Origin of the sequence: Mycobacterium sp. (genome assembly GCF_049585075.1) — a bacterium.
Taxonomy (GTDB): Bacteria; Actinomycetota; Actinomycetes; order Mycobacteriales; family Mycobacteriaceae; genus Mycobacterium.
This window is the reverse complement of sequence record NZ_JBAUZA010000352.1, coordinates 1-1,920: the sequence shown is the minus strand read 5'-3', so window position 1 is coordinate 1,920 and position 1,920 is coordinate 1. Positions and strand designations below refer to the sequence as shown.

The following is a 1,920-nucleotide window of genomic DNA, read 5'->3' as shown; positions in this document are numbered from 1 at the left end:
GCCGAGTTGGGCCGGGCCGTCGGCAAGTTCACCGGCGAGCTGGCCGGCCTGGCTCGCGACTCTTTCGAAACACGTTGCGCTGAATTGGGTTTCAATGACTTCGCCACCGACAACCTGTGGCGGCTGCTGGACGACCAGCGCGCCGCCACCACGGTGGTGCCCAGCGACGCCACCTTGCTGGTCGAGCGGTTCCGCGACGAACTGGGCGACTGGCGGGTAATCCTGCACTCTCCCTATGGCCTGCGTGTACACGGCCCGCTCGCACTGGCGGTGAGCCGGCGACTGCGCGACCGCTACGGCATAGATGAAAAGCCGACCGCCTCCGACGACGGCATCGTGGTCAGGTTGCCGGACACCTTCTCCGAGTCCGGACCCGCCGAAACGCCCCCGGGTGCCGAACTGTTCGTCTTCGATGCCGACGAGATCGACCCGATCGTCACCGCAGAAGTGGGTGGTTCGGCGCTGTTCGCCTCCCGTTTTAGGGAGTGTGCGGCCCGCGCGCTGCTGCTGCCGCGTCGCCATCCCGGCCGCCGATCGCCGCTGTGGCATCAACGCCAGCGCGCCGCGCAGCTGCTCGACGTGGCCCGCAAATATCCGGATTTCCCCATCGTGCTCGAGGCCATCCGCGAATGCCTGCAGGACGTCTACGACGTACCGACGCTGGCGGGGCTGATGGCCGACATCGCCGCGCGCAAGGTGCGTGTGCTGGAGACCGAGACCGCCACGCCGTCGCCGTTCGCCGCGTCGCTGCTGTTCGGCTATGTCGGAGCATTCATGTACGAGGGCGACAGCCCGCTTGCCGAGCGTCGCGCTGCGGCCCTGTCGCTGGACACGACGCTGCTGGCCGAACTGCTGGGCCGCGTCGAGCTGCGCGAGCTGCTCGACCCGGAGGTCGTCGCCGCCACCGGCCGGCAACTGCAGCATCTGTCCGCAGACCGGGTGGCCCGCGATGCCGAGGCAGTCGCAGATCTACTGAGGCTCCTCGGCCCGCTGACCACCCAAGAAGTCGCCGCCCGAGCCGGCGGAGCCGATGTCGGCGGCTGGCTGGAAGGACTGTGTGCCGCCAAACGCGCACTGGCCGTTTCTTTTGCCGGCCAGAGCTGGTGGGTCACGATCGAGGACATCGGCCGACTGCGCGACGGCGTGGGGGTCGCGGTGCCGGTCGGCGTGCCAACCAGCTTCACCGAGGCGGTCAGCGATCCGCTGGGCGAGCTGCTGGGCCGATACGCCCGCACCCACGCGCCGTTCACCACCGCCGACGTCGCGACCCGGTTCGGTCTCGGGCTGCGGGTAGCCGCCGACGTGCTGGGCCGGCTGGCCGCCGACGGGCGGCTGGTCCGCGGCGAATTCTCCGCAGAGGCAACCGGTGACCAGTGGTGTGACGCCGACGTTTTGCGAATCCTTCGCCGCAGATCGCTGGCGGCGCTGCGGGCGCAAGTCGAGCCTGTCGGCACCAGCGCCTATGCGCGGTTCCTGCCGAGCTGGCAGCAGGTCGGCTCAAGCGTAGGCGCCGGCATCGAGGGGCTTGCGGCCGTCCTCGACCAGCTGGCCGGCGTCCCGCTGCCCGCCTCGTCGGTCGAATCGCTGGTGCTGTCTCCTCGCGTACCCGGCTACTCCCCCGCCATGCTCGACGAACTGCTGGCGGCCGGCGAGATTGTCTGGTCGGGTGGCGGATCCATCTCGGCCAGCGACGGCTGGATCGCGTTTCATCCGGCCGACACGGCGCCGCTGACCCTGACGACCCCCGCCGCGATCGAAGTGACCGCGGCCCACCAGGCGATCCTGGACACGCTGGCCGGCGGCGGCGCCTTCTTCTTCCGGCAACTCGCGCAGACCGGCCTCGGCGAGCACGAGCTCAGAGCGGCGCTGTGGGAGCTCATTTGGGCCGGCTCGGTCACCGGTGACACCTTCGCGCCGGTG

At 70.1% G+C, this 1,920-nt stretch carries 1 protein-coding gene; it reads left to right on the top strand.

The annotated features are described in order from the left end of the window. On the top strand, positions 1-1,920 hold a 1,920-nt coding region (locus WB785_RS16545; RefSeq protein WP_424080398.1), incomplete at both ends, for a DNA glycosylase AlkZ-like family protein.